This is a genomic window from Candidatus Obscuribacterales bacterium, assembly GCA_036703605.1.
GTDB lineage: Bacteria > Cyanobacteriota > Cyanobacteriia > RECH01 > RECH01 > RECH01.
In genome coordinates, this window is record DATNRH010000770.1 from 1 (window position 1) to 2,401 (window position 2,401).

Below are 2,401 nucleotides of genomic sequence, written 5' to 3' on the forward strand. Positions count from 1 at the left end.
TTCAGCCTCAGTGATTGCACGCCCCTTACGACTGCCCCAGTTACCGGCATAACGGGTCTGGAGTACTGTAACACCATGTCCTACTACAACGCTTACAAGGCCCCGCCAAGCGGCATTTCCGAGGTTGTGATCCTCACTCCCAGCCAACTCGGCTGCGACGCTGAAACCAACCACGAAGCTGAGTATGTTGTTACGCCAGCTCTGCCTATCTCTGGCGCCACCCCGAGCATTCTTTGCGCCTCGCCTGACCAAGCCACGACCTTTTCTGCCGCCGGCCTCTTTATCGCTGCCGATGGCGATATTGGCACCTTTATGCTTGACGCCGAAGTCGTAGGCCATGCCCTCCCTGCAGGCTGCGACTTTCACAATCTCACCATGGGCGACGTTTCGCATGTTGTCGAAGTGTGCTCCACTCTCGACATCACGGTTGCCAATACCTCCTCTGTCGCTCTCCTGGGCAATGCAAGCTATGTCCAACCCGACATGGCATGGTCGTCTGCGACACTCCCCGACTGCAATTCCGCTAGCGCGGATCCTCTCCAGGTTACGCTCTACGAGCAGCCCACCATCACCTCAACCGCGCCCTTGGTCATCTGCCAAGACGAGCAAGTTACCCTCAGTGGTGTCAACTTCATCAGCTACAACGAGTCGGGCACGCCCCAGGCCACCAGCTTCGGTGGCCTCAACGTCGTGAGTCAGACTGGATGCCAACCCATCACTATGGCTGCCAGCACCGGCATTACCAGCCTCGAGCTGTGCACAACCGCCGTCATTGATGTGGCTCTTGCCAGCATCACGGTCGATGCCCTCGTTCCCATCGTCGCTAGCAACCCACAGTGCGACTCGCCCGCCATCAACATGGTTGCCGTTAGTCCCATTGCTCTCGCCCGTGCTGCCCCCTCGGCCCTCTGCATTGCCTCCTCTGCCAACATCACGATTGCCGGGCAGTTTGTTGCCTTTGACGAGGCTATTGCTAGCCAGTTTGTGGAGACTGAAATTACCGTTGACGGTGCTGTGCAGACCCCCATTTTCCAGAACTGCACGCTCCTGACCTTCGACCAACAAGGCAGGACCTATTCTGTTGATATTTGCAACGAAGCTGTCCTTACGTTTGGCGCTACTGGGGGATCGACTATTGAAACTCCCGAGGTGAACGCGACTCACGCGAGTCTCCCTTGCGCTGCCTCCAGGGCCGGCGACCTTTTCCACTTTGTGCCTCCTCCCACTGTGACCAACATCGCGCCAGACACGATCTGCCAGTCATCACGCAACACCAACTTCACCTTGACGGGCACCTTCTACATTGTCAACGGCCAGCCCCTTGACTTGTCCTTTGACGATCCTCCCGTCCTGGTTGGCAGCTCCGCCCTCATCTCCTCCAATTGCTCTGGCAACCCCACCCAGGTGGGCGCCTTGGACGAATACGAGCTGTGTACCGAGTTTACCGTTGCCGTTACCGACTACACTTTTGTGAGCTTTGGCCAGAATGTTCCTGTCAGCGTTCTTTCTGCTGGCGGCTGCCAAGATAATAGCACCATCAACGTGCGCCCTGCTCCCATTATCACTGGCTACGAGCCCACTTACATCTGCAACGACGAAAACGTCCACCTTCGCACTATCACCTTGGTTGGGGACAACTTCTTCCGAGTTGAGCCCTCACCCTATGTTGACACTGACTACTCCCAGGTAACCCTAACTTCCGAGTCTCGTCTGTCATGAAGGGTTGTCGGGTCAGGGTGGCGTTGGGTTGGAGTACAAGGGGGGGGTGGCTTTGAACCCCTTTCCTGCTCATGGCATAGGTAACAGTGGGCGGTGTCCAGTTTGATATTGATCTGGCTTCCTGGGACGATGCCACCTACTGCAGCTCCCTTACTATCGATGCCGATACTGTCACCACTTGCACTCGCCTCAATATCACAGCCCCTGTTCCCGACACAGTCTATTCCGCCATCCAGGGGGACGTTCCGGTACGAGGGGTTAGGGTTAGGGGTTGCGGCTGCGGTTGGAGTGTGACCTTTGAGGGTGAAGTGGGGGATGTGGGTATGATGCGGCCTATAACGCTGATGACGTCATGGTCATGATGGGGGTGATCACTAGATGTTAGGAGAAATGAAGAGTGATCGGGACATGCTGATGCTACGTTTTCTTCTCTCATGTCTTAGGTTACTTCTACAGTCTGGGATATCCTGCGTGGCCCAGTTGAAATCATTGTCGACTCGCCGCTCGACTTCTGCACGTGGACGGACTCCAACTTTGTCGTGCAGCCGCCGCCTAGCCTCGAGTTGATCGAAACCCCGCCCAACTTCCCCCCGCTTGGCCCTGGGCTCTGCTCAGCTGATGGAGGCTGGGTCGACATCTACGGCGCTGACTTCATTGAAAACCAGACCATGGCCCGCATTAA

General features: G+C 56.6%; 1 protein-coding gene. It reads left to right on the forward strand.

Annotated features, from left to right (window positions below; genetic code table 11):
• A partial coding sequence (locus tag V6D20_15965; GenBank protein ID HEY9817276.1) for a hypothetical protein occupies positions 1–1,719 on the forward strand: 1,719 nt, incomplete at its 5' end.
• Positions 1,720–2,401 lie beyond the last annotated feature (682 nt).